This is a genomic window from Abditibacteriota bacterium, assembly GCA_017552965.1.
Classification (GTDB): domain Bacteria; phylum Armatimonadota; class UBA5829; order UBA5829; family UBA5829; genus RGIG7931.
This window is the reverse complement of the sequence record JAFZNQ010000062.1, coordinates 1-19,883: the sequence shown is the minus strand read 5'-3', so window position 1 is coordinate 19,883 and position 19,883 is coordinate 1. Positions and strand designations below refer to the sequence as shown.

The 19,883-nt window shown below is 60.3% G+C and carries 15 protein-coding genes; 5 read left to right on the top strand and 10 right to left on the bottom strand.

The features are described 5' to 3' along the window. The first annotated feature begins 23 nt into the window (after positions 1–23). Positions 24–1,400, top strand: coding sequence for a trypsin-like peptidase domain-containing protein (locus IK083_05920; protein ID MBR4749090.1), 1,377 nt, complete (start codon positions 24–26; stop codon positions 1,398–1,400). A 46-nt stretch (positions 1,401–1,446) separates the two neighbouring features. Here IK083_05920 and IK083_05915 read toward each other — a convergent pair whose 3' ends face one another. The 8 genes from IK083_05915 to IK083_05880 form a co-directional block, all read right to left on the bottom strand. Then, positions 1,447–2,073, bottom strand: coding sequence for a DUF4405 domain-containing protein (locus IK083_05915; protein MBR4749089.1), 627 nt, complete (start codon positions 2,071–2,073; stop codon positions 1,447–1,449). 1 nt (position 2,074) lies between these two features. Next, positions 2,075–2,740: a flavodoxin gene (locus IK083_05910; GenBank protein MBR4749088.1), complete on the bottom strand. Its 666-nt coding sequence runs from the start codon at positions 2,738–2,740 to the stop codon at positions 2,075–2,077. After that, positions 2,737–4,533, bottom strand: coding sequence for a hypothetical protein (locus IK083_05905; protein MBR4749087.1), 1,797 nt, complete (start codon positions 4,531–4,533; stop codon positions 2,737–2,739). Before IK083_05905 ends, IK083_05910 begins: the two co-directional genes overlap by 4 nt. Positions 4,534–4,637: 104 nt before the next feature. Further along, complete coding sequence (locus tag IK083_05900; GenBank protein ID MBR4749086.1) at positions 4,638–7,802, bottom strand: hypothetical protein; 3,165 nt, start codon at positions 7,800–7,802, stop codon at positions 4,638–4,640. Between the two features lie 36 nt (positions 7,803–7,838). Then, positions 7,839–10,709 carry an alpha-mannosidase gene (locus IK083_05895; GenBank protein MBR4749085.1) on the bottom strand — a complete coding sequence of 957 codons (2,871 nt, stop codon included), beginning with the start codon at positions 10,707–10,709 and terminating at the stop codon, positions 7,839–7,841. A gap of 114 nt (positions 10,710–10,823) precedes the next feature. Then, the gene (locus IK083_05890; GenBank protein MBR4749084.1) at positions 10,824–11,504 is read right to left on the bottom strand and encodes a zinc ribbon domain-containing protein; all 681 of its coding nucleotides are present in this window, start codon (positions 11,502–11,504) and stop codon (positions 10,824–10,826) included. 18 nt (positions 11,505–11,522) lie between these two features. Next, positions 11,523–12,248 (bottom strand): DUF2628 domain-containing protein, encoded by a 726-nt coding sequence (locus IK083_05885; GenBank protein MBR4749083.1) that lies wholly within the window; start codon positions 12,246–12,248, stop codon positions 11,523–11,525. 134 nt (positions 12,249–12,382) lie between these two features. Further along, positions 12,383–13,120 (bottom strand): prepilin-type N-terminal cleavage/methylation domain-containing protein, encoded by a 738-nt coding sequence (locus tag IK083_05880; protein MBR4749082.1) that lies wholly within the window; start codon positions 13,118–13,120, stop codon positions 12,383–12,385. Positions 13,121–13,340: 220 nt separating this feature from the next. On the opposite strand from IK083_05880, the gene IK083_05875 reads away from it, so the two are divergent. The 4 genes from IK083_05875 to uxaC all read left to right on the top strand — a co-directional run bounded on the left by IK083_05875 (position 13,341) and on the right by uxaC (position 18,446). Continuing rightward, complete coding sequence (locus IK083_05875; GenBank protein MBR4749081.1) at positions 13,341–14,642, top strand: hypothetical protein; 1,302 nt, start codon at positions 13,341–13,343, stop codon at positions 14,640–14,642. 364 nt (positions 14,643–15,006) lie between these two features. Next, positions 15,007–16,101: a mannonate dehydratase gene (gene uxuA / locus IK083_05870; protein MBR4749080.1), complete on the top strand. Its 1,095-nt coding sequence runs from the start codon at positions 15,007–15,009 to the stop codon at positions 16,099–16,101. Between the two features lies 1 nt (position 16,102). Then, positions 16,103–16,957, top strand: a complete 855-nt coding sequence (locus IK083_05865) for an SDR family oxidoreductase (GenBank protein MBR4749079.1) — start codon at positions 16,103–16,105, stop codon at positions 16,955–16,957. Positions 16,958–17,012: 55 nt separating this feature from the next. Continuing rightward, entirely contained in the window at positions 17,013–18,446 is a 1,434-nt protein-coding gene (uxaC, locus tag IK083_05860; GenBank protein MBR4749078.1) for a glucuronate isomerase, read from the top strand. A 180-nt stretch (positions 18,447–18,626) separates the two neighbouring features. Here uxaC and IK083_05855 read toward each other — a convergent pair whose 3' ends face one another. Both IK083_05855 and IK083_05850 read right to left on the bottom strand, forming a co-directional pair. Next, positions 18,627–19,160, bottom strand: coding sequence for a hypothetical protein (locus IK083_05855; protein ID MBR4749077.1), 534 nt, complete (start codon positions 19,158–19,160; stop codon positions 18,627–18,629). A gap of 90 nt (positions 19,161–19,250) precedes the next feature. Then, positions 19,251–19,883, bottom strand: a 633-nt coding sequence (locus tag IK083_05850; protein MBR4749076.1) for a DUF5131 family protein, incomplete at its 5' end; no start/stop codon positions are given.

Sequence of the window (19,883 nt, the reverse complement as noted above, 5' to 3'; positions counted from 1 at the left end):
TTTATTGTGATCAGGAGAAGAAAATGAAAAAGATAACAGCGGTCCTCATACTTTTGTGCTGCTCTGCCGTGCTGTGCGCGGCGGATATGGAAACCGTGTTTGAGGATCTGGCAGAAAAAACGGCGCCTTCCACGGTGCTGATACAGTCCGAGGGAGAGGCCACGGTGTCCGCCGGAGGCTCGCCCTTCGGAGGCTTTGATTTTGGCCTGGGAGACCTGTTCGCTCCCTTTACCAACCCCCGGAAGGAGGTCCGCAAGACCGTCAGCTCCGGCACCGGCTTTGTGGTGCGTCAGGACGGCTACATCATGACCAACGCCCACGTAGTGGCGGACTCGTCCAAGGTGACCGTGACGCTCTACAACGGCAAGGAATACGACGGCACCGTGCTGCTGGACAGCTTTTCCGACCTGGCGCTGGTGAAGATAGACGCCACAGGGCTGACTCCTCTGGCCTTTGCCGACTCGGACAAGCTGAAGGTGGGCCAGTGGGTCATGGCCATAGGCAACCCCATGGGCTTTGAAAACACTGTCACCGTAGGCGTGGTCAGCGGTCTGACCCGGGAATTCAGCGTGGGAGAAGGGGACTCCGGCACCTTTTATCCGGACGCCATCCAGACGGACGCCACCATCAACCCCGGCAACTCCGGCGGCCCTCTCATCAACACCTCCGGTCAGGTGATCGGGGTGAATGCGGCCATCGCTTCCACCACCGGCGCCAGCATAGGCATAGGCTTTGCCATCCCTGCCAACACGGCCAAATTTGTGATGGAAAGGCTGCTCTCGGAGGGCAAGGTGGTCAGAGGCTTCCTGGGCCTGGCGCCCGCCAACATGACCCCTTATCACAAGGAAAGGCTCAAGGTGTCCGAGGGAGTCTATGTGGCCAGCGTGACCGACGACAGTCCCGCGGGCAGAGCCGGCATCAAGGTGGAGGACGTCATCACCGCCTTTGACGGCAAAAAGGTGACCTCCGCCATAGAGCTCCGCAGGGCCATACAGGCTGCCAAGCCGGACACCACGGTGAACGTGGACCTGGTCCGCAAGGGCGAAAAGCAGACTGTGAAGGTGACCGTGGGCCTGCTGCATTCCGGCGATGACAACAAGACCATCACAGGCAAGATCGATCTGGGCATGAAGGTGGCGGAGCTGACCCCCGAGGTGAGAAACAAGCTGAAGCTGCCGTCAGACTTTGAGGGAGGCGTGCTGGTGCAGCAGCTGCTGAACGGCGGAGCCGCCGCTCAGGCGGGCATCAAGGCCGGCGACGTGATACTGGAGATAGACGGCGACGAGATCAAGGACGTGAACGCCTTCAACAGGATAGCCGCGTCCCTGAAAAAGGGCAGCCATATCACCGTGATAGTGTGGCGTCAGGGCAGCACCTACGCCTGCGACCTGGCTGTGTAGATACTCAAAAAGACAGGCGCCAATGCGACCGCATTGGCGCCTTGTTTTATGTGGTCTTTCGTCCGGGCAGGCAGGCGCCCAGGGCTCCCAGCAGCATAAACAGGACCATGATGCCCGCCAGCTCGCCAAAGAAGCGCAGGGGGCTGCCCAAGTCAAAGTCGGCAAAGGCCACGGCGCCGAACATATAGCCGGGATAGCCCTGCCGCACAAAGGCCCACAGGCCCCAGAGGGCAGCGGCGCACAGGGCCGCCGTCAGGCCCCGGGCTGCCGCCGGCCGCTGCGAGCGCAGCCGGTCAAAGGGGACCCGCAGATGGATGCCTGCGTGGAGGCACATGAGGACGAAGCTCCAGTAGGACACTATGAGGTGAATGCGCCGGGCCGCGTGCAGGGGCAGGCTCAGGCGTCCCGTCAGGGTGTAGCCGCTGAGGGCCAGCAGGACCATGGCGAGGACGAGGCACAGGTTGACCGCCGTGCCGAAGGCTCGCCCGGCAGTCAGGCGGCCCCTGAACAGGGCGGCGTACCAGCTCCTGTTGAGGATGTTGTGCAGGATGACCAGGACGAAGAGAATGGTGCCCAGCAGCTCGTGAAGGCCGAAGCCCGTGAGGGCAAAGGCCATCAGCAAGGGCATCAGGGCTATCATGGCCAGGTCGAGGATGCTCCTCTTGTATGTCATCTCAGTAGCCCAGCCCCTCCAGCCAGGTCCTGACGGTCCGTTCTGTCTTCCCGGGGTCCCTGAGGACGTCGGAGCTCCTTACCCCCAGGCCTGTCTTCACCTTGCTGTCGGGGCAGGCCCCCCGCAGCGCGGAGTCCAGGCCCCCAAGCCCCGGCCCCTCGTGAGTGCAAAAAGGAACGAGGGTCTTGCCCTTCAGGCCTTCGGCATTCTTGTCGAAGAAGGAATACACGATCATGGGCCAGTCGTTCCACCATACGGGGGAGCCTATGAAGACCGTGTCGTATTTGGACAGGTCCGGATTGCCGGTGTATCCGGGACGGGCTGCCGCCTCTTTTTCCCTGCGGGCTGTCTCGTTGAGCTCGTCATAGGACTTGTCGTAGTAGTTGTTGCGGACCGGATTGATGCGGAATATATCGGCGCCGGTCTGCCGGGCTATGATCTCCGCCACGACCTCCGTGTTGCCGTTGTCGATCATACCCGCTCCCTGCTGTTCCCCGGGCAGGGAAAAGCATACCACCAGGGCGCCGTTGCCGGACCGGGCAGCGGGGGAGGCTTCTTCGGAGGCTTTTCCTTTGAGAGAGCAGCCTGCCAGCGCGGCGGCCCACAGGTATACCGCGAGCAGGGCGGCAAAGACGCCCATGGCAGGACGCAGGGTCTTCAGCTTCAACGTCCTGCCCTCCCCAGGTAGTCCCGGATCAGGTCGCCCACCCGGGCTCCCAGGTCAGTGCGGTATTCGATGATGTCGGGCCTGTAGTCAAAATAGGCCGGATCGTTGACGTGGTATATCATGAACATATGGCCGCTGCGTCGTATCTCCCGGGCTATCTCCGGAGTGATCCTGTGATCGGGGATCACTATCCACACCCGGGTCCTGTCCTCATAGAGGTCCTGAAAGCTCATGAGGGTCGCCGGGTCGTAGGGGAAGAGGAAGCGGGCCCGCTTGTCGATCTCCGCCACCATATCCACCATGGCCCTGTCCGCGGTGTTGAGATTGTACACGGTCCTGCCGGACATGCCCTGCTCGATGACCAGCTCCGCCGCACTGCGGTAAAACTCTGCCGTCCGGGTCTTCATCTCCGCGTTGAGGGTGATGCCGAAGGGATACACGGCGCGCAGGGCGTCTTCGAAGGAAGGCACCGTTTCTCCGGAGGCGGTGAGGGGATAGTCCTTCAGCTCTTCATAGGTCAGCTGAGATATGGTGAAGGGCCGGCCCTCCGCGTCCGGTATGGTGTCGTCGTGGCTCATGACGGGCACGCCGTCCCGGGTGGTCCGCAGGTCGCACTCCAGATATTTGTAGCCCAGCTCGCCCGTCAGACGGAAGGCGGACAGGGTGTTTTCGCGGACTGTGTCCGTGACGATGCCCCGGTGTATCTCGTTGAGCCAGGGAGTGGAGTTCAGGTCGGGCTGAGCGCCGCCCATCCCTTCGAGGCTCTGCCGGGTGACGAAGCCCGAGCCGCTGCCCTTTTCCCAGAAGGGGCAGGGCCTGATACCCACGCCTTCCAGGGTGGCCGTGTGGCTCACGTGTCCCCGGCTGAAGCCGGGCCGGGCCTCTATGGCTCCTCCCCTCTGACTGAACAGAGCCCCGACGCTGAACTCGGAGTCGTAGGCTATGAATTCGTAGAGAGAGCCCTCTCTGGCGAACTCCCCGAAATAGGGGCCGTACAAACAGTCCTCATGGCCGCACTTCAAAAACACAGAGGTGTGATAGGTGTAGGTGCCGTCGCCGGCCAGATAGTAGGGATATTTGCAGTAGGTGGCGTAGCAGCCGTCGGCCACTATGTGCTCTCCGGGCAGGTCAAAGCCCCGCTCAAAGCCCCGGACGATGCACAAGGTGAGGCGGTATTCGCATATCTTGCTCCCCGAGAGGCCGTAGATGCCCCGGGTGCCCGGAGCCGGCAGCTGCATGCTGTCAAAGGGATCCGCCGTGGTGACAAACACGTTGGCAAGGGTCAGGCCGCTGACGTGGTGCAGGTTGACGCCGCAGGTGTTGGGGCGCTGATTGGTGGGCAGCCGCAGAGCTATATTGGTGACGGAGACGACCCTGCCGGGAAAGGGCTCTCTGCCTTCATTGTCCGGAAATGCAATGAGGCCCGACACGGGGACAGCTTCGTCTGCGCCCGCGAGGGCCTTGTCCGTCACGTTGAATATGACGCCTCCGCTGATGTCATAGGAGGGAAAATTCGCAAACCAGGTCTGATTTTCTCCCTCCAAAGAGATGGCCCTGTGGGCGTCGGCGCCGGTGATGCAGACGCCGCCCAGGCCCGCCGTGGGGTGCGGTGTCAGCGCATCTATGTTGTAGGTGCCGCTTCGGAAATATACCTTGCCGGAGCGGTGTTCCAGAGAGGCCAGAGCCTCGTTGATCTGTGTCTCATCATGGGAGCCGGAGCAGACTATGTCTGCGCTGCGCTTGGCTTCGTCGGCAGAGTCTGCCGCGGCTATGGTCAGTGCGTATGAAGACATGTGGTTTCCTTTGTCGGATGTGTAGTGCTATCTTTATTATAGCACATATCCGGGCAGAAAAGAGCCGGAAAGCCCCCGGGGCTTTCCGGCTCTTTAGTATATGCTTATTTGTATTCCACTCGGGCCCAGCGGCTGTCTCCGGACTGTGTCTCGGTGAACTCCGCAGGCTGGCCGTTGACGGTGATGCTCTCTACGGGCTCGTCAAAGGCGCCCAGTCTGATGTCCAGAGCGGGGGCCTTGCCTTCAAACTTTATCTCCAGCTCGCCCTTGCCGCCGCTGCGGCGGAAGGTATAGCTGATCTTTGACCGGGTGATCCTGCCCCGGTCGCTCCACACCACTGGCATATCCTCCACTCTGATGCCGGTCCACCCCTTGGGGAGCCGGGGCATGAGCCTGATATGCTCCTGGTCGTTGTCGTCCACGCCGCCCATGATGCGCAGGGCCTTCACCATCTCGGCCTGCTGCACGCAGTTGCCCAGGTCGCCCATGCGGGCGGTCCTGGAAAAGTCTTCGGTGTAGATCACGTTTTCCGGCACTATATAGGGCTCGTAGGTGGGATTGTAGAGGCACCTGCCCGAGACCCTCAGGAGCTCCTCCGCCTTTTCCATCTCGTCATACATCAGGGTGCTGATGAGCATATAGCCCTGTCCGTAGCCGAAGGCGTTGGGGCGGAAATGGTCCAGGGTGCGCTGCCAGGCAGCCCTGTTCATCTGAGCCCACTCGGGATAGCTCTTCCGTATGTCAAAGCCCGTGCGGTCCGTGGAGAACAGTATGGGGGCCAGGGTGGAGCTGCCGCCGAAGCCGGCGTATTTCATGGTCCACACCCTGCCGTAGGCGGGGTCGTCTGTGACGTAGTTTCGCTCTATGGCCTCCTTCAGCCCCTCCGCCGTGGTGAGCCAGGCCCGGGCTTCCTCCGGGTGCCCCGCCGAGGCGGCGATCTCGCTGAGGCCTATGAGCCCCTCCACCTGGGCCAGGTCGCAGAATATGGACCAGCCGGTGGTGATATCCCAGCCGGAGCCCTCGGAGTCCGACCACAGGTTGCCGTCCTTTGCCCGGCTTACCTCCGGGTGGTCCAGCTGCCACTGGGGCCAGTCGCCCAGGTATTTGACGTCCTGCCAGTTGGCCTTTTCCCACTCCTTTCTTTCCTCGTGGGTCATACGCTTCCACATATTGTATATCCAGGAGGCCACCTGTCCGTGGCCGTCGTTCTCAAAGCAGCCGCCTCCCTCGTAAACCATGTTGACCTGCAGGATGCGGGCTACGTGAGGGGGCAGGGGGCTCCCCGCCACGGTGATCTCCGGGTGTCTCTGCCAGCTGCGGGCGCAGTCAAAGGTGAAGCCGGCGCAGTCCCGGGCCTTGTCGTAATAGCCCAGATAAACCAGCTCCATGAGGCACCTGCCTTCGTCCCGGCTCCAGCCCTCGTCGAAGTAGTGGCCCGCGTGGTTCCTGCTTACGGCGGGGTCCGGGTTGTCGGTAAAGAGCCCCACGCCGTCGTAGCCGTACCAGGGGGCTCCGTAGGTAGAGGTGTGATACACGCCGTCGTCGGTGACCTTTTTGGACATATCCAGAGCGTTGTGGCTGAACACGTTGCTCATGAGCCGGGCCCAGCTGTCTCCCTCAAATTCCACTATGGGGCCCCGGTAGTCCTTGGGTCTTTCTATGACAAAGTCCTTGGGGAAGGAATTCGTGGTGGCATACATCACGTCCGCCAGCTTTTCCACGTTGGCAGGCGCAGGGCCGTCCTGTTCGCTCCTGAGAGGGCGGTTCTTGGCAAAGGCGGCGAATTCCCCGCTGTGGACCAGCCCCCTTAAGCCCTTCTCCCCATTGGCGGCGGTTATGCCGTAGACGTTGAAGTGGGCCGCAGTCCCGGGGTCGTTTTCCACGGTGACGGCTTCCAGGACCTTGTCCGGATCGGGCTTGATGACGCTCACGTAGGTCCCGCTTTCCGAGGGGCCCTGGGGATACAGATTGACTGTGTCCCTGAACAGGGGAGCGTATTGGCCGTGGTCAAAGGGCTGGATATATATCCTGAACTTCTTGCCCCACCAGCAGCTTTCCCCCAGCACCACAGGGTAGGAGACTCTGCTGCCGTCGGCGTAGCGCAGGGTGATATCGCCCATTTTGTCCCCCAGCCAGCTCCAGGCGTCCTCGCAGTGGTCCAGGCCCAGTATATACAGGGCGTCCGTTTTGAAGCCGCAGGTGAAGGTCTTTGTTCCCAGCACTGCGGGCTGAGAGGCTGTTCTGAAGGGGATGCCGGCCTGATCCGAGAGCTGCTCCGGCGCTTCGGGGATCTCCCAGCCCTCGAGGGAGTCCGATGTGAAATCTATGGTATACTCTCCCGCCTCTATTTTGCAGAGGCCGATCCAGTATTCTTCGCCGGAGTCCGTGACGGATACGCGGAGGTCCCTGCCTCTGAGGGAGGAGGTGTCTATATCTACGGAAACGGGATCGTCGGAATCGGGGGCGCCAATCCTGCCCGCCAGCCGTCCGGTCTCCGCTTCGAAAACCTCTATCTGCACGGTGCCCGCCAGACCCTTTTTGTCATACCAGGCGTTGAAGCCGCTGGAGAACTTGAACTCGTCCTCCTCTGCGGAGCCCTTTCCGTCAAAGCCCTTTACCGTGAGCCTGAGGGTGTCCGCTGCGGGAAAGGCGGGAGAGGTGATGCGGCAGTCTTCTCCGGCTGCGCGCCCCTCATAGGTGAGGCAGCCCTCCTTTACGGTCCAGCGGCCTGTCCCTTCGTCTGCGGCCAGGGGGGTATAAAAGATGCCGTTGTCCGTCTCCCCCTCCGAGGTGAGATACACCGCAGCCAGCTGCAGCCAGGCGTAGCCCTCGGCGCCGTAGGAGTCCCGGGCCTCAAAATACACTCTTTCGCCCTTCAGCTCCGCCACGCTCCACCTGATGATGCTCATATCGTTGCCCACGTTGCCGGGGAGATACTGCCTCAGGACCTTTCCGTCGGAGGCTCTGCGGAGGGTAAAGGCGCTGGGGTGCACCGCCGAGCCCTCCCAGCCGCCGCAGTTGGCGGTGAGATGGGTGCCCTCTACAACGAATTCCGGAGACCTGAGAGAGCCCATGCCCTCCTCGGTGCTTTCAAAGTGGGGGAAGGAGGCGTATTTGTTGCCGCCTCTTTTCATGTCGGTCAGGGACCAGCAGGGGTCCTTTTGCCAGCCCTCCCAGCCCTTTTCGCCGCCGCCTATATACAGGGGCTTTGCAAAAGCCCGGGCGGCGCACACAAGCAGCATAGCGGCTGCCAGCAGAGTGATGATCATGATCGTATTTCCTCGTGATGTGATATACATATTGCTTTATCCTTGGCCCTTGCGATATACCTTGATGGTCCTGGTGGCAAAGGCGGGTATCACGGCGGATATCACGCCCTCCGGGGCATCGGCGGCTGCGCCTGTATCTTCTTCCAGAGTGTTGCAGAAGCGCCAGCGCTCCGCCCCGTTTACCCACAGGCGTATACGGGAGTCTTTGCCCGAGGTCTCCCACAGGCGTATCACTATGGAGTCTCCCTCCTCCGCCCGCTTGACAGCCCCTATCTGAACTGTGCCCTCCAGGAGCTTGGCTTCGGAGTGCTCGCAGGCCAGGGGACCGGAGCGCATGCCCGCGGGCACGGGGCTCAGGGGCTTGCAAAACTCTTCGGCCGCAGAGCAGGCTGCCTGAGGGTCAAAGGCCCCCCGGGGTATCAGCCTGAAGCTCATGGCGTGGCTCCCCGTTTCCGGCAGGGGGTCCGGGTCATAGCTGGAGCGTATGAGAGCGGCCCGCAGCACGCCGTCATACACCGAAAAGCCGCTCTTTGAGTCATTGAGGAGGGTGAAGCCTTCCCGGTCGTCGCCCACGTCCACCCATCTGAGAGCCGGCACGTCCTCCCGGCTCCGGGGCCTCTCCATGCAGCCGTTGGGTATCTCATAGACGGCCCGGGAGTCCTCTGCGCCCATGGGGAACACCAGCTTCAGGACAGGCACCCCCTTTTCGCCGTCTCCGGTCTCCCGCCAGCGGGCCTCTATCCTAAAGTCCACCGCTCCGGAATCGGCGTGGAGGATGACCTCTGTGATCACCCGGGAGCCGCCCACGGCGCGGATGGTCCTGATGGAGCCGATGACCGGGCCTCTCATAGGCGCTCTGCGGGAGGATACCATGGACAGCACGTCCGCGTCAAAGCTCTGGGCCGGGTCGTTGTCGTCCACCAGACGCCCTCCCGTGACAGGTTCGGCGGTCACCTCCTGGGCCGTGAACCAGCCGGTCATGAAGTGGGGGACCTCACAGGCCATTTCCAGATAGCCCAGCACCTTGCCCGGCGGCACCAGATCCCTGCCGGTCTTTTTGTCCGTGTAGTGCGTCAGACCTCCGGTGGAGGGGTCTATCTCTATGGAGACAAAGTCGTTTTCCATGGCAAAGGGGCCGGTCTGCCGCACTCCGGTGGAGCTGCCGGCGGCAGGCAGGAACGAAAACAGGTTGGGGTGGTATTCCGGCGAGGAGGTCACGGGCTCCTCTGCCTCGTAGATGCAGTAGGTCTTCCAGCCGAAGGGAGGCACCTCCCGGGCCGTGAAGGCTGCGTTGATGCCGGTGTGCTCCACGTACTGACTGGAGCCGGTGACCTGCACCGGCGTCTCGCTGCCGCCGGAGTCCCGGGCCGTCAGCCGCGAGGGGTCGAGAGCCTTGTTCCACAGCTTGGTAAAGACCGTGCCCGTGACGGGCCGGGGAGTGGGATTGAAGACCATGAATATGTCGCTGACGCTGCTGGAGCCACCGTGGGAGGACAGCCTGCCCGGCAGCCTCACTTCGCCAAAGCCCGCCTCCACGCCCTTTTGGTCCCAGGGAAGATCGCCGAAGGCGGACCTGGTGTCCAGCAGGGCTGCGACGTTTCGCAGCACCCGGTGCCGGGCAGTGCCCGCCAGGGCCTCCGTTTCTCTGAAGCGGCAGTCCGCGTCCTCCATGGCCGCGTGCTCGCTGGAGCCCGCCAGTATGTCGTGGAACTGATTGTACATGGTGTGCTCCCAGGCTCTGTGAAAGCCGGAGTGGGGATAGGCTATGCCCGCGGTCCCGCCCAGCAGGGCGCAGACCGCTTCCGCTTCGGGAATGAGGTTTTCGGCAGCCCGGTTGACGCGCTTAACCTTGCTCTGGGAGGTGTAGCAGCCCCGGAATATGAAGTTGATCTCGTCCCGGTGGACCGGGATCCGGTCCCGGGAGGCCCTGATCCTGTCAAAGTATTCCCGGGAGGACGAAAAGCGTATCGTGGGAAACACGGGCCAGGTCATCATGTCCAGAGCGGCGTCCAGATGCCGGCGGGTGGGGCCGCCGCCGTGGTCGCCTACGCCAAAGACGAAGAGAAAGTCCCGGAGGCCCGTCTCCTGCAGGTAGTCCAGCATCACGTCCGCCATGGCGGGAGTGACCGGGGACACGTAGCAGCCCTTGCCGTCGTCAAACTCCAGCACCTCGCTGCCGTCGGGAGACTGCCACCGGGCCAGCCAGCGCTGCCCGCCGGGCCTCATGTGATAAAACTCCGTGACGCCTCCCTCCAGCATGAGCCCGGGCAGGGTCCAGGCGTGGCCAAAGGTGTCCGCCTTCCAGTCTATGGATATATCCTCAAAAGGGACGCCGTAGTGCTCCCGCATCCAGCGCTTGGAATAGAGCAGGTTGCGGCAGTAGCTCTCGCCGGATATGAGATTGTCGTCGATCTCCGTCCAGCAGGCCGCCGTCACCTCCCAGCGCCCTTCCCGTATCCTCTCTTTGATGGGCTCTGTCAGCTCGGGGTAGTATTCCGCTATATATTTATACACGGACACCTGGCTCTGGGCAAAGACCCAGTCCGGATATTCCTCCATGAGCCTGAGCGCCGTGGCAAAGGTGTCGTGACAGTCGGTGACCGTCTCCAGGGTGCTCCAGGTCCAATTCATGTCTATGTGGGCGTGGCCCAGCAGGTGTATGGTGTGCTGCTTGGCGGCAGCGCCTATGGGGGAGAGCATGTCCTCCGCCTGCTCTATCCTGCGGGCCGCGTTCCCGGCGTCCGCCTTCTCCGCATGGGACACCGCCTGCCTTATGAGGGGCAGCCAGTCCTCCCGCCCGGAGACACGGGCAAATTTTTCCGCAAAAGCCGCCTCCGCCCTGAAGCGCTCTATGGGGGCCGTCACCCTTTTGGAAAGCAGGTCAAGGCCCTGTGTGATGTTTTTCAACTGATACCTCGTAGTTCATGGGATGATAGTTCTATATTATTATAAGATATCGCAGGGGGCGTGTCAATGAGTTTTGGCAAAAAAACGGGCAAAGCCGGCGCTTTGCCCTTGTGGTCAGGAGTGATACACGTTCTGGGGTCTGGAAAATATATCCGGCAGATACCGGTGCAGGCGCAGCCTGAACACTCCCACGGGATCACAGGTGGTGGCCAGGTAATACATCAGGGCAAGGAATCCGGCGATACACAACGCAAGGCCTATGAGAACATACCGCCTGTCAACTCCGGCAAGGCGGCAGATATATTCCTGCTTTTTGTGGTCGCCGTCCGGGAAGCTGCGGGCCGCGGACAGGCGCTCCCTGAGATCCCGGAGATAAAGCCCGTTGGCCAATATGCCGAAAAGGAGCGGCGCCGGACCGGCAAAAAGGCTCAGCAACAGGGCCGCCGCACAAAAGTTTATCCTGGGATAGCGCGAGGTCGTCAGTATGATCATATAAACGGGCAGAGGCCCCGCAAAGAAATATGCGATGAGCGCCATGGCGGCGTGGAGATACATCTTCCTGAAGCCGAACCACAGCCAGCCGAAAAAGTAAGCGGCCCAGTTCCAGGAGATCCAAAGGCCTGTGTTGCCGTAAGCCCTGAATTTGTTGCGGTAGACCTTGTCTTCCGGCCTCAGAAAGGAGAATACGCCGAGACCGTCGCCGGACCCTTCTCCGCCGCCAAGGTCTTTGCCGCAGGCGGGGCAGAAGGCGGCCTTGTCCGGCAGCAGAGCGCCGCAGTCAGAACAGGTTTGCATTTCGGAACCTCCCCTGCGTCAGAAGCCCATATACGCGCTTACGGGACCGGAGTAAGGGAACAGCTCCGGACAGTGCCTTTCAAGAAAGAACCTCGTTTGCCACACGGGATCACTGCCGTATGCATAGTAAAACGTGATCGCCATGATCGGGACCAGCACCAGCAAAATGGCTATGAGTACAAAGAGTGTGTTGACTCCGGAATTGGCGTCTATATACTTTTTCCTGTCCGGATCGTCTCTCCGGAAGCTGCGGGCTACGGACATACGCTCACTGAGGTCCCGGAGATAAAGCCCGTTGGCCAGCACGCCGCAAAGTATGGGCGCCGGGCTGGCAAAAAGGCTGACCAGCATCACTGTCGCCGCGAAGCTGTTGACCTGGAAATGGTCCCAATTGAAACCGCCCGCCAGCAGAAGCGTAAAGATGATGGGCAGAGGACCGACAAAGAGGGTTGCGAGTAAAGCGCATACAGCCTGGATATACATCTTCCTGTAGCCGAACCACAGCCAGCCGAAAAAGAAGGCGGCCCAGTTCCAGGAGGCCCGGAGGCCTGTGCAGCCGCAGATGCCGAACTTGTTTCTGTATGCTTCGTCGCCGGGGCTCAGAAAGGCGTATATGTCCGGGCCGTCGCAGGGCTCTTCGCCGGCAGCTTCTGCCGGGAGGGAAACGGCTTTGCCGCAGACGGGGCAGAAAGCGGCGTTGCCGGGCAGGCGGCTGCCGCAGAAAGCGCAGTAATTCGGCTGCATATTCCTGATCCTCCTTGTATCGGATTACGATGTCATTATATCACATACGGGGCGAAAAAGACGCGCAATGAGGCCCCGGGCACGGCGCGCCATATCAAAAAGCCGGCAAAGGCCGGCTTTTTGCAAGTGTGATCTTAGTTGTTGCCCACGTCCCAGCTGCAGGAAGCAAAGGTGTCGACCCAGACCTGAGCGCCGTCAATATAGTGAGCGGGCCAGTTGAAGTCCCAGGTGGTGCCGTTGGAGGTCTCGCACTTCCACAGGGAGGCGTGGCCGTCCGCAAAGGCGGCGTTGACAGCCAGCGGGTCTCTGCCGTTGTTGGTCACGGTGTTGCCTTCCTTGTTGCGGTGATAGGCCTTCCACTCATGCCAGATAACGAACTGGCTGGGCTTGACAAAGGTGCCTACGGGCACGTTGGTCCTGTAGGTGTCCTGGCACAGGCAGAAGCGATAGGCGGTGGTGGTGGCGTCATTGATGCCCTTGCCCAGATTGGAGGCTTTCCAGTCGGCGGAGGGGCAGAACCACAGATTGATGTTCTTGACGTAGGGCATCATGGCGTTCTGCACGATGAGATAGTGCAGAGAATAGCCGTGCATGCTGGCCACGTAGGGCTCGTTGGCAGTCCCGTTGCCGCAGGGAGCAGGCATAGTGGAGGAGAAGTAGGGATACAGACCCGCGTAGAAGGAAGGCATGGTCTCGTCCCAGTCCTCGCAATACATATGGGTGGCAGTGCCTATCTGCTTGAAGTTGGAAAGGCACTGGGTCTGGCGGGCCTTTTCTCTGGCCTGGGCGAACACAGGGAAGAGGATGGCTGCCAGGATGGCGATGATAGCGATCACTACCAAGAGTTCGATGAGTGTAAAACCTCTTTTCATGCTTTGATCTCCTTGATGATTTTGTTTTACAGCTCTATTATACCCTGTATGTAGGCAACAATGCAAGTTGTTTGTCTGCTTTCTCGTTAAATATTGCAAAAGGTACCATATTGCAAAAAGCGTTCATATATTACAACTGCCGGAGGTCTGTCTGTGTTGACAAAAAAAGGACCTTGTTGGTATAATAAGAATAACGATATCATTAGCACCGGAGACACAGATGAAACGTATTATTCTATTGCTCATAGCCCTCATTTCCCTTGCCTGCGCCGCCGCTGCCGGTGAGATCAACGTGGCGGATTTCGGCGCGGTGGGGGACGGCAAGACCGACAACACCGAGGCCTTTCAGAAGGCTCTGGATGCCGCTGCCGAGGCCAGGTTTGCCACCGTGAAGGTGGACAACGGCAACTATCTCTTCAAGGGACAGATAAGAGTGCCCAACGGAGTCACCCTGGAGGGCACCTACAAGTCGGTGCCCGCCAACATAGGCGTCAGAAATCCCGGCTGGCCCCGGCCCGACGGCGGAGGCTCCTGCCTGATGCCCACGGCGGACAAAAACAACGAGAAGGGCGAGCCCTTCCTGACCATCAACACCAATTCCACGGTCCGGGGCTTCGTGTTCTTTTACCCCGACCAGACCAACAAGAACGCGCCCTTTGCCTACCCCTGGTGCGTGGCCATGAGGGGCAAAAACCCGGCTCTCCTGGACTGTGAGCTCCTCAATCCCTTCAACGGCATAGACTGCAGCCAGAACGAAAGGCATCTGGTCCGCAATATCTCGGGGCAGCCCCTCAGGCGGGGCATTTTCACCGACGAGATATACGACATAGGCCGCTGGGAAAACATCCACTGGAATCCCTGGTTCAGCATGAACGAGCCTCTCTACACCTGGCAGCAGGAGCACGGAGAGGGCTTTATCCTGGCCAAAAGCGACTGGCAATACGTGGTGGACACCTTTGCCCTGGGCTACAAGGCCGGCTATCACTTCATAGACAACGGGCACGGAGCCTGCAACGGTCAGTTTTTGGGCATAGGCGCCGACTGCTGCAACAAGTCGGTGCTGGTGGACGCCGTGAGCAACCTGGGCATCCTCATCACCAACGGCGAATTCGTGGCCATGATAGGAGAGGACCCGGTGATGCTGGAGATAAACAAGTCCAACGGCGAGGGGACAGTGATGCTCAGCAACTGCTCCTTCTGGGGGCCCTGCAAGCACAACGTGCTGACCCGGTCGGGAGACGTGACCCTCCAAAACTGCAACTTCGTGAACTGGGACCGGGAAAAGTGGGACGAGACCGACACGGGCGCCGCTTCCGTGGAGGCCCTGGGAGGCAACGTGATCGTGGACGCCTGCCGCTTCCAGTCCGACGGCACTCCCGTCCACGTGGGAGGGACCTGCGAGGCCCTGGTGTTCACGGGCAACATAGTCAAGGGCTCCAAACGTATCAAGAGCGACATCACGACCGAGATCAGGGAGCAGAACAACGTGTGGGGCCTGAAGGCCAAAAAAGACAAGAAGTGACGGGACAAGACCCGGGCGCCGCTTTTGCGGCGCTTTTTTTGTTTGGCATCGACTGACCCGAAAGAGATCGAAAGTGTCGGACAGAGCCCATTACGGCTGTTCCGATGAAGGAGAGAGCGCCATAGAAAACCAAGAACTAATATAAAGGGATCCCTGAAGGAAAACCTGATAAAATAGGACCACGACACACAGGCCTGCTGCGCAGGCTTTTTGTCCCGGGACCGATATGCTAAGCTTCGGATTCCGGGTTTGCTGCGGAAGATGGCGGTATTCCCTGTTTCGGCTGCCCGGGCGGGGAAGCTTGAAAAAAAGCCGCGGATCTATATATAATTGAATTATACACAGAAACAAAGGAGACAGAAACATGCCGATGCAAATGGGCTTTCGCTGGTATGGTGTGGGGAATGATAAGATCAGTCTGTCGGATATCCGGCAGATCCCGGGGGTGAGTACTATCGTGTGGGCGCTGCACGACAAACTCCCCGGGGAGATCTGGCAGCAGGACGAGATCGCGGAGGCTGTCGGACCGATACGCGCCGCGGGCTTCAACGCCGACGTAGTGGAATCTGTGAACGTGCACGACGATATCAAGATCGGTCTGCCGACGAGAGACAAGTATATCGACAACTACATACTGACCATCCGCAATCTCCGGCCTTTTGGCGTGAAGGTCATCTGCTATAATTTCATGCCTGTCTTTGACTGGACCCGCAGCGAACTGTTCCATCCCGCGGACGACGGCTCCACCTCATTGTATTATCAGAAGGACATGATCCAGGATGATCCGAAGCAGATGGCGGAATACGTGATGTCCTTTACCGAAAAGTATCATATGACCTTCCCCGGCTGGGAACCGGAACGCATGGCCAGGCTGGACGAGCTCTTTGCCGCATACAAGCCTGTGACAAAGGAAATGCTGTGGGGCAACCTGCAGTATTTTCTGGAGAAGCTCATGCCCGTCTGCCATGAGTGTGATATCAAGATGGCCATCCACATGGACGATCCCCCCTGGGATATTTTCGGGCTGCCCCGGCTGTTGGTGGACGAGGCCGGCATCGCCCGGTTTTTGAGTATGGTGGACGATCCCTGCAACTGTCTGACTCTCTGCTCCGGGAGTCTGAACGCCGATCCCCGGAACAATGTGGCAGATATCGTGCGCAGACATTGCGACCGCATCGCCTTTGCCCACATCCGCAACATCAGGCATTTCCCCAACGGAGATTTTGCCGAGGCGTCCCATCGGGACTGCGACGGCGAGACGGGTATCCTGGATATCCTCCGGGCCTACCACGACTGCGGCTTTGAAGGCTACATCCGGCCCGATCACGGGCGGCATCTGTGGGACGAGAAGCCGGGCAGCGTGCGTCCCGGCTACGGGCTCTATGACCGCGCTCTGGGCATTATGTACATGCTGGGCGCCTGGGATCTGATGGACAAATTGGCCGGGGAGGGCAGGTGATATGCAAAAGAATATCCTGAACACCGATCTCACCGGCAAGGTCGCCGTGGTCACCGGAGCTGCCGGAGTACTCTGTTCTGCATTCGCAAAGGTGCTGGCGCGGGCCGGCGCAAAGGTCGCTTTGCTGGACCTGAACTATGATAAGGCGCAGCAAGTCACGGCAGAGATAGCAGCGGAAGGCGGCTGCGCGAAAGCCTTCGCCTGTAACGTGCTGGATCGTGATTCCTGTTATGCAGTTGCGGACGCCGTGCTGGCCGATCTCGGTCCCTGCGATATATTGCTCAACGGGGCAGGGGGCAACAATCCCCGGGCCACTACGGACAAGGAATACTATGAAGAGGGCGATATCGAGGCCGATATCAAGAGCTTTTTCGACCTGGACAAGGATGGCGTGAAATTCGTGTTTGACCTGAACTTCATAGGCACTCTCATTCCCACTCAAGCCTTTGCCCGGCAAATGGTGGGCAGAGAAGGCTGCTCTATCCTGAATATCAGCTCCATGAATGCCTATACGCCCCTGACCAAGATCCCTGCGTATTCCGGAGCAAAAGCGGCCGTCACCAACTTTACCCGGTGGCTGGCGGTCTATTTCTCCAAAGCCGGCATCCGGGTGAATGCCATCGCTCCCGGCTTTTTTGCCAGCAGTCAGAACCACGCGCTGCTGTTCAACCCCGACGGCACCCCCACCGAGCGTACTCACAAGATCCTTGCAGCCACGCCTATGGGCCGCTTTGGCGATCCGGAAAAGGAGCTATCGGGCGCAGTCCTGTTTTTGCTGAACAACGAAGCCGCCGGCTTCATCACCGGCGTGACCATACCCATTGACGGCGGTTTTTCCGCCTACAGCGGCGTATAAGCGCAAGGGCGAACAGTCCGGGCCTGTGCTCCGGATGAATACTGAGGTAGGGTATATGAAGTCTTTTATGGACAGGGATTTTTTGCTGTCCACCGAAACGGCGAGGCGCCTTTATCATGATCTTGCGGCATCCTTGCCCATCATCGATTTCCACTGCCATTTGGATCCCTGCGAGATCTGCGAGGATCGGCAGTTCGACAACATCACCCAGCTCTGGCTGGCCCGCGACCACTACAAGTGGAGGCTGATGCGCTCTGCCGGTGTGGAGGAACGCTATATTACCGGGGACGCGCCGGACAGGGCCAAGTTCCAAAAATGGGCGGAGACCCTGGCGCTTGCCATCGGCAATCCGCTGTATCACTGGAGCCATCTTGAGCTGCGGAACTATTTTGGCTATGAGGGTATCCTGAACGGCAGCACCGCAGAGGAAGTCTGGCAGCTGACCGGCCGGGCGCTGCATAGCCCGGACATGAGCGCCAGAAGACTCATCGAACGCTCCAACGTCTTTGCGCTCTGTACCACTGACGATCCTGCGGATACGCTGGAATGGCACAGGAAGATCGCCGGGGACAAGAGCTTTAAGACGCGTGTATTGCCCGGCTTCCGTCCCGACAAGGCCTTAGGCATAGAAAAGGCGGATTATACGGAGTATCTGAAAAAACTGGGCCGTATCGGCAGCTACGGGGAGCTGGTGGAGGCTCTCAAAAGCAGGCTGAGGGCCTTCGCGGAGCTGGGCTGCCGTGTCTCCGATCACGGCATGGAGGCGGTGCCGTTTGCGCCGGCTTCGGAGGAGGAAGTCAGCGCCATCTTCCGGCGGCGTCTTGAGGGCGCGCTTCCCACTCCTCGGGAAGAAGCCCGGTTCAAGACTGCGCTGCTGACGGAATTGGGGCGTGAATATGCCCGTCAGGGGGTCGTGATGCAGATCCACTTTGGCGTGATGCGCGACAACTCCCGGCGCCTCTTCAGGGCCCTGGGCCCCGACGCAGGCGTTGATTCCATCGGCGATCAGGTTTCCGTCAAGGCTCTGGCCGGCTTCCTCGGCTCATTGGACGAGACCGGAGAGCTGCCCAGGACCATACTCTATTCCCTGAATCCCAATGACAACGCTGCCATCGAAACGGTCATGGGCGCGTTCCAGACCGGCGAAGCGGTGAGCAAATTGCAGCATGGCACTGCCTGGTGGTTCAATGACCACAAGCGCGGTATGATCGACCAGATGACCAGTCTTGCCAACGAAGGCTATCTGGCGGGCTTTGTGGGGATGCTTACCGATTCCCGCAGCTTCCTCAGCTACACAAGGCACGAATATTTTCGCCGCATACTCTGCGATATGCTGGGAAAATGGGTGGAGGACGGCGAATACCCCTGTGACGAGGCAGCCCTGCGCGCTATTACGGAAGGCATCTGCTTCCGCAATGCCGCCCGTTTTTTCGGCCTTGAGGACCAAAGCGTCCGGCCTGCCGGGGACAATGATCAAGCTTCCCGTTAAGTCCCGGTATAGGGCCTCTTCTCACTCCGGAAGATGCCCTCGGCCTCTTTGAGAAAACCGGCAAATGCCGATGCGTTTGGCATGCTGAAGTATCCCCCGGGATGACGGGGAAAAGACTTGCGCTGAAGGCTGTTTGACGATACAGCGAGCCTGCGCCGCTTTTGCGGCGCAGGCATTTTGTCAGTCTTTTCTGCGGTGGGGCAGGAGCTCATATATGATGAAGCCGACGACCATAAGGCCCAGGACTATGAGGGTGGCCGTGGTATAATTGATCAGCCAGAGGGCCAGGACCGCCAGACCGAAAACCACCATCCAAAAGCCGATGAGGCTCTCGCGTATAAAGCAGCCGACAAAAGCCACCCAGCCGAATATGACGGTCCACCCGCAGCTGCGCAGCAGCCGGGAGTCATAGCGGGTCATGAGAAAATACAGCAGGACGGGGACGCTGATGAAGAGCAGGATATAGAGGAGCCCCAAAAGGCCCTGCCGCGTCTCTGCTTTTTGCTGCTGCCTGCGGGCCGCCTCTTCTTCCTCCGCCTTTTGCCGACGTTGGCCGGCGGCAACGGAGCCGAGCCTTTCCAGCAGCGCATAGGTCGAGAGGTCCCAGCCGCACTCCGGGCAATAGGACATGTCCCGGGTGATGGGGCCGCCGCAATGAGGGCACTGTTTTTTGTCATAGCAGTCGCAGGTGTTCTGAAAGGGTCTGTCAGCCATAATATCAGCCTTGTGTGTCACGCGGGGCTCTGCCCGGTCCGCGCCTTCGGCGAGGGGCCGGACTGTCGTAAAGGGAACGCAATACCATACTCAGAGCTGCTCCTCTTCCCCGCCGCATCTGCCGCAGCGGCTGCAGCCGTTGCAGGCAGGCCGCATGCCGCAGGTCCCGCACCGCCTGCCGAAATATGGCGCGTATAGCTCCCGGTCGTCCAGCAGACCTCCCATGGGAAAGGTCAGGCGCCACTCTATGGGCTTGCCCTCAAAGCTCAGGCCGGACAGGAAAGCCTGCCGGCTCTGGCGGGCGTTTTCTTCTATCTCATACAGCCTGCCGTCCTTGATGAAGCGCCGGCCCGTGCCGCAGAACACGAAGGTCACGTTGCGCTGCCTGCACTCTTCGCTGAGGGCCTTGACCCATTCATAGCGGCAGGGGCGGGCTCCCCCGTAGTTTTCCCCGTCGCACAGCACCTGTTCCAGCTGTCCGCAGGCGAGATATCTGTCTATGGATACGCTGCCTATGAGGGGAGCGCACATGATGCCCTTGTGCCTGGCCGGCAGCTCCAGCAGCAGGGGTATCCGCTCATCGGCCCGCCGCTGATTTTCGCAGCTCACGTTCAGCATCACGTTTTCCCAGCCGTCTCCCCAGTCCGGAGGCAGGTGCTCCCGGACCCGGTGGGGCCTCTTGGTCAGGAGAAAAAACTTCACGTCCGGCCTCTTGCGGATGAT

Excerpts from the sequence above, each read along its gene's own strand:
- IK083_05920 (MBR4749090.1), top strand. The coding sequence starts at position 24 with ATGAAAAAGATAACAGCGGTCCTCATACTTTTGTGCTGCTCTGCCGTG.
- IK083_05915 (MBR4749089.1), bottom strand. The coding sequence starts at position 2,073 with ATGACATACAAGAGGAGCATCCTCGACCTGGCCATGATAGCCCTGATG.
- IK083_05905 (MBR4749087.1), bottom strand. The coding sequence starts at position 4,533 with ATGTCTTCATACGCACTGACCATAGCCGCGGCAGACTCTGCCGACGAA.
- IK083_05900 (MBR4749086.1), bottom strand. The coding sequence starts at position 7,802 with ATGATCATCACTCTGCTGGCAGCCGCTATGCTGCTTGTGTGCGCCGCC.
- IK083_05890 (MBR4749084.1), bottom strand. The coding sequence starts at position 11,504 with ATGCAAACCTGTTCTGACTGCGGCGCTCTGCTGCCGGACAAGGCCGCC.
- IK083_05885 (MBR4749083.1), bottom strand. The coding sequence starts at position 12,248 with ATGCAGCCGAATTACTGCGCTTTCTGCGGCAGCCGCCTGCCCGGCAAC.
- IK083_05880 (MBR4749082.1), bottom strand. The coding sequence starts at position 13,120 with ATGAAAAGAGGTTTTACACTCATCGAACTCTTGGTAGTGATCGCTATC.
- IK083_05875 (MBR4749081.1), top strand. The coding sequence starts at position 13,341 with ATGAAACGTATTATTCTATTGCTCATAGCCCTCATTTCCCTTGCCTGC.
- uxuA (MBR4749080.1), top strand. The coding sequence starts at position 15,007 with ATGCCGATGCAAATGGGCTTTCGCTGGTATGGTGTGGGGAATGATAAG.
- IK083_05865 (MBR4749079.1), top strand. The coding sequence starts at position 16,103 with ATGCAAAAGAATATCCTGAACACCGATCTCACCGGCAAGGTCGCCGTG.
- uxaC (MBR4749078.1), top strand. The coding sequence starts at position 17,013 with ATGAAGTCTTTTATGGACAGGGATTTTTTGCTGTCCACCGAAACGGCG.
- IK083_05855 (MBR4749077.1), bottom strand. The coding sequence starts at position 19,160 with ATGGCTGACAGACCCTTTCAGAACACCTGCGACTGCTATGACAAAAAA.